This window comes from Candidatus Stoquefichus massiliensis AP9, from assembly GCF_000455285.1.
Lineage (GTDB): Bacteria > Bacillota_I > Bacilli_A > Erysipelotrichales > Coprobacillaceae > Stoquefichus > Stoquefichus massiliensis.
Genome location: NZ_HG005291.1, coordinates 218,592 through 227,392 on the forward strand (window position 1 = coordinate 218,592; position 8,801 = coordinate 227,392).

8 protein-coding genes are annotated in these 8,801 nt (G+C 31.4%); all 8 read right to left on the bottom strand.

Annotation, left to right across the window (positions count from 1 at the left end; all coding sequences use genetic code 11):
* Positions 1–52 precede the first annotated feature (52 nt).
* Positions 53–1,294: a glutamate-5-semialdehyde dehydrogenase gene (locus BN350_RS13715; protein ID WP_028044113.1), complete on the bottom strand. Its 1,242-nt coding sequence runs from the start codon at positions 1,292–1,294 to the stop codon at positions 53–55.
* Positions 1,248–2,420, bottom strand: a complete 1,173-nt coding sequence (gene proB / locus BN350_RS19315) for a glutamate 5-kinase (protein WP_044600333.1) — start codon at positions 2,418–2,420, stop codon at positions 1,248–1,250. Before proB ends, BN350_RS13715 begins: the two co-directional genes overlap by 47 nt.
* Complete coding sequence (locus tag BN350_RS13725; RefSeq protein WP_028044114.1) at positions 2,407–3,237, bottom strand: hypothetical protein; 831 nt, start codon at positions 3,235–3,237, stop codon at positions 2,407–2,409. Before BN350_RS13725 ends, proB begins: the two co-directional genes overlap by 14 nt.
* Before the next feature lie 103 nt (positions 3,238–3,340).
* On the bottom strand, positions 3,341–4,156 hold the full coding sequence (locus tag BN350_RS13730; RefSeq protein ID WP_028044115.1) for an MBL fold metallo-hydrolase: 816 nt from the start codon (positions 4,154–4,156) through the stop codon (positions 3,341–3,343).
* Position 4,157: 1 nt separating this feature from the next.
* The gene (locus BN350_RS13735) at positions 4,158–5,549 is read right to left on the bottom strand and encodes a PTS transporter subunit EIIC (protein ID WP_044600334.1); all 1,392 of its coding nucleotides are present in this window, start codon (positions 5,547–5,549) and stop codon (positions 4,158–4,160) included.
* Positions 5,550–5,652: 103 nt separating this feature from the next.
* Positions 5,653–6,483 carry a BglG family transcription antiterminator LicT gene (gene licT, locus BN350_RS13740; RefSeq protein WP_028044117.1) on the bottom strand — a complete coding sequence of 277 codons (831 nt, stop codon included), beginning with the start codon at positions 6,481–6,483 and terminating at the stop codon, positions 5,653–5,655.
* An 8-nt stretch (positions 6,484–6,491) separates the two neighbouring features.
* Entirely contained in the window at positions 6,492–6,938 is a 447-nt protein-coding gene (locus BN350_RS13745) for a PTS sugar transporter subunit IIA (protein WP_028044118.1), read from the bottom strand.
* A gap of 148 nt (positions 6,939–7,086) precedes the next feature.
* Positions 7,087–8,793 carry an ABC transporter ATP-binding protein gene (locus BN350_RS19320; protein ID WP_231385297.1) on the bottom strand — a complete coding sequence of 569 codons (1,707 nt, stop codon included), beginning with the start codon at positions 8,791–8,793 and terminating at the stop codon, positions 7,087–7,089.
* Positions 8,794–8,801 lie beyond the last annotated feature (8 nt).

Sequence of the window (8,801 nt, forward strand, 5' to 3'; positions counted from 1 at the left end):
ATATTTAACGAATCCAAATTCTTTATAGATTATAGAAAGTATAATATAGCTTTTATTCTCTGATTTGTCCATTGCCATAAATTTTATATTGAAAAGATGTCATTTCTAATAGAGCTAATGGTCCTCTGGCATGTAACTTTTGTGTACTGATGCCAAGTTCGGCTCCAAAACCAAATTCTCCTCCATCACTAAAACGTGTTGAAGCATTATGATAAACACATGCTGAATCTAATGCATTCATAAAGATATCAGCTGTTTGCTGATTTTCAGTGATAATAGATTCTGAATGTTTTGTAGAGTATTTATAAATGTGGTCAATCACTTCTTCAAGTGAATTGACAATCTTAATTGCGACTATATAATCATCGTACTCAGTTGCATAATCTTCATCTGTTGCCAATTGACAAGAAATGATTTCCTCCACATTTTTATCACCACGAATATCAACTCTACCATCAAATGCTTTAACCATGGCAGGTAAATAGTCTTTTGCAATATCTTTATGCACAAGAATTGTTTCAATAGCATTACAAACGGAAGGTCTTTGAATTTTAGCATTGACACTAATATTAATTGCCTTATTTAAATCTGCATCTTTATCTATATATAAGTGACAGTTTCCTGCTCCTGTTTCAATAACTGGTACTGTTGCATTTTTTACCACGTGCTGAATTAAACCCTTTCCACCTCGAGGAACGACAACATCTACATAATCATTTGCTGTAATCAGTTGTGACACCATTGAACGATCTGTATTTTGGATGAGTTGTATACTATTGTCTGGTAAAATACCTGAAATAGCTTCTTGCATAATAGATGTTAAAATTTTGTTAGAATGAAGTGCTTCTTTTCCACCTTTAAGAACACACACATTACTTGATTTAATACATAAACATGCTATGTCAACTGTAACGTTAGGACGTGATTCATAAATAATACCAAAGACTCCAATTGGTACACGAACTTGTTTAATAACCAACCCATTTGGACGATGAATTTCACGTATAATGTCTCCAACAGGATCATCTAGCTGTGTCAGTTTTAAAACATCTTCAGCAATAGAAGTTATTCTTTCTTCATTCAGTAAAAGACGATCCATCATAGCTTCACTCATTCCATTTTCTTTTGCAGCTATGAAATCCTTTTGATTTTCTTCTATAATTTCAGGAATACGACGAATAAGTGCCTGAGATATTTTTTCTAATGCTTTATTTTTCGTTGATGTCTCAACGTTCATCATTTGACGACTAGCAATCTTTGCATTCTTTAACTGATTCAATAAAATCTGATCCATCATTTTCCCCTCCTACAATCACCATATTGTTTGCATGAACAACAACATCATAATCTTTATAATGTAATATAGATTCAATATCATTGCTGTTATGCCCCATAATTAATTTAATTTCATCACTTGAATAATTACTAATCCCCTTAGCAATCATTTTATGATTTTCATCTATAATATCAATCACTTGACCCATAAGAAACTGTCCATCAACATGTAATATTCCACTTGGCAATAGACTCTTACGCTGCAAGAGTGCCCTTATTGCACCTTGATCAATCATCAGTTGACCTTTTGAATGTGTTCGATAAGCAATCCAATGTAACTTAGCATTTAAATTCTTACCACTATGTCCATTAAACCATGTTCCTTCTTCTGTTTCATCAAAAATATGCAATAAACTATTTTCTTTGCTGCCATTAACTATCACCAAATGACGTCCATAGTCATTAACAATCTTAGCTGCACGAATCTTTGTCATCATGCCACCTGTTCCAAGTCCTGATGATGAATCCCCAGCCATACTTTCAATGTCTTTATCAATATGATCAATAAATTTAAGTAGTTTGGCATCTGAATTCTTGTGTGGATTACTTGTATAAAGTCCATCAATATCACTCACAAGAACGAGTAAATCAGCATCAACAACAGGCACTAACAAAGCAGCCAATGTATCATTATCACCAACCTTAATTTCATCAACAGCCAAAGCATCATTTTCATTCACAATCGGAATCACACCATAATCCATTAAAGCGTGCATTGTATTAGATAAATTCATTAATCTCTTTCGATCATCAAAATCACCATGATTTAATAAAACTTGTGCACATTTTAAATCAAATAATTGAAAAATATCTTCATATATCTGCATGAGTTGTGCTTGTCCTATAGCTGCTAAAGCTTGTTTTTCAGGTATTGTTTGTGGTTTTGCAGGTAATTTTAAAGACCCCATACCAGCTGCAATAGCTCCTGAAGAAACCAACACAATTGAATAACCATCTTTAATTAATTTAGAGATCTGTAATATTAAATATAAAATCTTTTCTCGATCAATCTTCCCATTTTGATTACATAAAGAAGATGATCCAACCTTAATAATAATCTTTTTAATCCCCTTAATTTCTCTCATCTCTATTCCCTCTTATTTCCTGATAAAATAAATACTTTGCAATTTCAAAACGTCCCTTAAAAATTTCTATATACAAAAACAATGAAGTGACCATACAAAATAAGGTCAATATCTCATTCAGTGTTCCAATAATTAACATACAAAACCCAGTTACTAACCAATAAATTGCATGTCTTATAAAATAACTTAAATATAATCTAAAAAAATCAAACATATGTCCTTTCATTAAGCGAATAGAGTAAGAAATACATTCACTCCACGAAAACTCTTCTAATTCCATAACATATGGCACTGGCATAAACAATGCAGTGAGATACAGATAAATCAGAATACATATTATTATATTCAATATCAGTAATTGATTACTCATCAAAATATAAATCTCTTCAAAATTAGGAACAAAGAATTCTGTTTGAATTAATGTATTTCCTAATGATGATAACCATTCTAATGATAGTTCTGGCATATACGAATGAATTGATAATAAAGTTGGTAAGCCTGCAAAGAGTGTTATCAATAAAATAATCGCTTTTCTCATTAAATAAGCAGGCGCCACTCGAGGAAATTCTAAAACACCTATCATGGATTGATGATAATCAATGAATGGATTATCTTCATCTACTAATTTCATAGAACATTTTACATATCCATGTGCAATTGGACATAAAAATAAAGAGACAAAGAAAGAAAACAAACCACTTCTTAAATATTGGGCCAATAATCCAACATAGCCAACATAAAAGAATTCTGGTATCATTTGTTTTCGATATTGTTTATATAATTGGTCTGCCCTATTTTTTATTCCCCTAATGCCCATATATATATACCCTCTCTTGTTTTCATATTATACACAACTTTTGCAGAAATGCAAAAGAATAATCAAGAAAGGGTTATGATTCACTTCATCATAACCCCATTTATTAATAAGCTTTATCAATAGAATATAATATATTTCCTTCTTTTCCATCAGCTCGACCATGTCCATTTTCACTTAAACGATGGCAGGCAAATAATTCAATACCATGAAATATTGTTTGCTGATGATCATCCTTCTTTTCCAATATTAAATCACAGCATTCAATAACGTTATTTAACAATGTTTTATCAGAAACAAAAGTTCCATGATTACGATAAATAGTATCATATGCATCTTCATAAATTTTAAGATAAATTAAACTTTTCTTATACTCTGATACACATGATGAATATTCATCAAAAAGTAAAACACCAACTCCACAAGCATCACCAAATATAATTGTTCTATCTTCAACAATTAATGGACACATCATACCAGGTGTATGGCCTTTAACCAAAATCATTTTTATTTTGACATCTCCTAAATCAAATATATCCTGATCATTGATATCTTTGATTTCTCCCTGATAAGCCTGGATAAAATCATTTTCATCAACCGTGATTGGAGAATGTGCTTTTGTATCCTGAATGCGAAATGACATATCACCATGTTTATCAAAAACAGGAAGATCGTTATTGTTCATATAGACATCATCAAATAAACCAGCACCACCCATATGATCCAGATGTCCATGTGTCAAAATGACAAATAGAGGAAGGTCTGTTATATTCTCTACATATTCTTTTATATTTCCAATACCATTACAAGTATCTAACAGACATGCTTTTTGACTACCAATCACCAAATAACAGCAAACCCCTGTAAAATCAGTGATACGATAGAGATGTTCACTTAACTGTATATGTGAGTAATAAACCATTTTATTTCACCAAACTTTCATCTAATTTCATAAACCACATGACTACAAATCCAATGACTACAGAAATAACCAAAGATATAACTAAAACTATATAATTTGATTGAGGGCCTCCCAGAAATGCTGGTAAGATATACAATCCATTAGAAGGTGATGGAACATAGGCTTTTAAACCTAACAATCCAGTCACTACACCAGCAAGAAAACCTGAAATCATACCTGCATATAAAGGTGTACGATAAGGAATATTTAAGCCATATAACATCGGTTCACCAACACCACCAAATAGCCAAGTTACAAAATAACCTAAAGTTAATTGTTTTTTCTTTTTGTCTTTAAACTTTAGCATACAAGCTAAAGTTACACCTGCTCCAGCATAACTGCAAGCCATAATCGCTGGAATAATAAAACCATCATAACCAATCATTGGGAATGTCATAAACAAGAAAGCCATTAAGACTGTATGCATACCTGTTAAAACAAGTAATCCAAATGTTGCTCCTACAATACCAACAGCTAAAGGCCCAGCAATATCATACAATCCAATAATTCCCTGACAAATATATTCACCTATAAATGCTCCTAAAGGACCAAATAAGCATAATTCTAGTGGCAACATAATCAATAATGTTCCTAGAGGAATTCCAAAAACTTTTAAGACATCTGGTGTATATTTCTTAAAGAACTTTTCCACATATGATGCAACCCAAATTGTCAAAATAATAGGAATAATAGATGATGAATAATTTTGAACAGAAGCAGGAATTCCATAAACATTAAACTTTGTACCATCTGTAGCCATTTGAATTAATGTTGGATGAATTAAAATAGCTCCTAAAAACATCCCCATTAACTCGTTCATACCAAATTTCTTAGCAGCTGTATATCCAACATAAATAGGAATAAAATATAAACCTGCATCCCCTACAAATGTAAACAAGACATATAAACTATCTGTTTCAGATAAAACACCCATTAACTGTGGACCTAATACAGCAACAATTGCCTTACAGATTCCCATACATAATAAGACAGGAATCATTGGTGTCATACACCCTGCCAATGTTCCCATAATTTCATTCAGATAATATTTGAAATCTTTCTTTATATTTTCTTCTTTGATTTCATTAACCACCTTTTCATCTTCAATCATAGGAATGATTTTCATTACTTCATCATAAATATCAGTCACTTGTGGACCAATAATCAATTGCAATTGTCCACCTTTATAAACAACACCCATAATATCATCCAATGCTTTTATTTCATCTTGATTAGCCATATTGATATCATTTAATATAAATCTTAATCTTGTCATACAGTGTGTTACTGATTTGACATTTTCCTTTCCACCAACTTTTTCGATAATTGTTGATGCTAAAACATTCTTTTCCATTTTTTTCTCCTCCACTTTAATAACTCTATTAAAATAAAGGTCTAGCCAGCCGCACTGTCACTACCCAGTTAAAAAACAGATCACCTCCCTCAATATCTTTCCTTTATTGTTCAGTCAATTTAATCACATGAACCAATAAATATAAGATTTCTCCTTCCAGTAATTCCTCATATCTCATCATCACATAATCTATGATTTTCATCACACATTGATATTGTCTAGGATATTCATCTTTTAATATTTTTAATAATGTTTTACTTTTTTCAGACTTCAGATTTTCATGATTAACAATGCGTTCAAAGAAGACTCTTAAATGCATAATAAATCTTGTATATTCAAGACTCTCTTTATCAATTTGTAAATCAAATTGGCTTTCTACAATATCATAAATATCATCAATCATTCCTGTGATTTCAATGACATCATGAAACTCAGTGTTCATTTGAGCATTCACAATATGTAAAGCAATAAAACTTGCTTCATCATTTTCAATTTTAATATCAAATTTTTGTCGGATCATATCAACAATAATTAGTCCAACCTGATATTCTTTCACATATAATCTTTTCACATCCCATAACAAAGCATTATCAAAGACAATTCCCATCTTTACTCTTTCAATAAGATTATAAATATGATCTGTTAGTGTCACATAGATTTTATCACTTAATTCTTTTTCTATATTCTGTTTAATGACACCTATCATATCTTCACAGGCACTCATACAATCCGATGGAATAGATATTAAAATCTCCTGATATCGACGTTTTGTTTCTTGATTATTCATCACAAATATCTTATCAATAACTTTTTCATCAATAATATCACCTGTTTTTTTATGAAAAGCAATTCCTTTTCCCTTAACAATAATCTCTTCACCATGTTCATCTAAACTCATGACAGCATTATTATTTAATATTCTTTTAATAATCATCTCATCACCTATACAATTTCTAAAATGACATCATCAACAGTTATTTGATCTTTCTTAGATTTTATAATTGTTTTATACTCATTCATATTTGTAATAATCATCATAATATCTGATTCATATCCACTTTCTTTAATCTTTTCTAAATCAATTTTAACAAGTAACTCTCCTGTTTCCACATACTGATTGACTTTCACAAAAGATTCAAAACCATCACCATTCATTTCTACAGTATCAATACCAATATGAATAAGAACTTCAATCCCATCATCCGTTTTTATACCAAGTGCATGGTTGGTTGGAAATATCATTGTTATTGTCGCATTAGCAGGTGCTAAAATCTGTCCATTAGATGGCACAATCGCAATCCCATCCCCCATCATCTTTTGTGAAAACGCCTCATCACTCACATCTTCCAAATACTTCTTTTTTCCATTCACAACACTTTTTAATCTCATCTTTTTCTCCTCCTCATACAAAAAGACCTGAAAACATAATTAGAAATTATGCAATCAGGTCTTGCTTAACTTAATAATGACAATACTGAACTACGAGTTATAATTTATCATATTTTTTAACAATTGTAAAGGCTTTCTTTATAAATATTTAATCCAATTGTTCTTGAAACTGTGCATTATATAATTTCTCATAAAATCCTTGTTGACGAATTAATTCATCATGCTTTCCTTGTTCAACTAATTGACCATCTTTGATAACCAAAATCAAATCTGCATTTCTAATTGTTGATAAACGATGAGCAATCACAAAACTTGTTCTTCCCTGCATAACATTATGCATAGCTTCCTGTAACATCTTTTCCAAACGTGTATCAACTGATGAAGTTGCTTCATCTAATATCATAATTGGTGGATTTTTAAGAATTGCTCTAGCAATTGTCAAAAGCTGCTTTTCACCTTGTGAAATGTTATTGGCTTCTTCATTAACAATCATACCATATCCATCAGGTAACGTTCTAATAAAATGATCAACATTTGCTTGTCTAGCAGCTTCAATAACCTCATCTTTACGAGCATCAATACGACCATAGCGAATATTATCATAAATCGTCCCATGGAATAACCACGTATCCTGTAAAACCATACCAAAAATAGAACGCAGTTTCTCTCTAGGCATATCTTTGATATCTACACCATCAATACGAATACTTCCAGATGTTGTATCATAGAAACGCATCAGTAAACTTATTAAGGTTGTTTTACCTGAACCCGTTGGTCCAACAACAGCCACCATCTGTCCACTTTGAATATCAACATCTATATCATGTAAAACTTCCTGATCATGATACCCAAAACTAATATGATCTATTTCCACATGGCCTTCTACCTCATCAATAACTTGAGGATTTTCAATATCTGGTTCTTCTACTTCATTTAAAATCTCAGAAATTCTATGCACCGCTGCAAAAGCTGATTGAATCTGTGAGGATAAATTACTGACTTGTGAAATCGGATCATTGACTTGCCAGATATAACGAACAAAAGCTTGAAGTTCACCTATTAATAATTGACCTTGTATAGCAAATAAACTACCTAAAAAACCTATTGTACCAATAATGATATATGTCACAAGTGAAATAAATGGTGAAATAATTGATGACATAAATTGTGCTTGAAAGGCATTTTGGCAAAGATTATTATTGATTGATTTGAATTTTTCAATTGACTGTTTTTGTTTATTAAACAAAAGAATTTCATTATAACCTGTATACATTTCAGTAATTGCTCCATTTAATTCACCTAAAGCATCCTGTTGAGCCTGGAATTTCTTTTGAGAACGTTTCACAACAATTCTTGTAATGAGAAGTGCTGCAGGAATAATCAATAAAACAACACAAGTCATAACAACATTAATCGTAAACATCATAATAATAGCAAGTGTTAACATCAATACACCACGAATTAATTCTGTTAATGTCTGCTGCAAAGCATTAGATAATGTATCAACATCATTTGTAATACGACTTAATACATCACCATACTGATGAGTATCAAAATAACTGACTGGCAGTTTTCTAATCTTCGCCTGCAAGGCATCACGTAAATCATGCATTGCACTTTGGATAGAATTTGTTAATGTGATTGTCGTGACAGATTGAGAAATCGTTTTTAATAAATACAGTCCTACCAGCATACCAATAATCATCATGACTTTGTCAAATTCAACGCCTGCACCTGATACTTGATTTGCAATATCAGTTGCATTTTTCATTAACAATGAAGTGATCATACCTTCAACCATTGGTGATATGGACAAAGATAAGCAAGTCACAACAACCATCACCATAGCCATTATGAACCCCC